We start from the raw sequence: 321 nt of genomic DNA, 5'->3' as shown, positions 1-321 counted from the left end.
AATATCTTCAGCTCCGATCCTGAGCTGAATGGAATACCGCTTCGTGCGAAGTCTCTTCGACAGCTATCACAAAATAAATGGACGTATACCATTACGGTTGCCACGTATGACAGGATACGGCATTTTGCCATCGATCAGTTATGGACCATTTTTATCATCTGCAATTTCGGTGCCGTAGGAATTTCATTAGTAATGGGATGGCTTATTTCAAGAAAAACACTGCAGCAGATTCACAAAATCATTACGGCTACAAATAAAATTACGGCCACTAATTTGCATGACAGGCTGCCAATTGAAGGACCAGAAGATGAATTGCAGATC

General features: G+C 41.4%; 1 pseudogene. It reads left to right on the top strand.

Annotated elements, in window-relative coordinates:
* Positions 1 to 321: pseudogene (locus ACZYRN_RS19340) on the top strand (two-component sensor histidine kinase); the annotation flags it as partial.

This window comes from Domibacillus sp. F004 (assembly GCF_057814295.1).
This window is presented reverse-complemented; position numbering and strand designations above follow the sequence as displayed.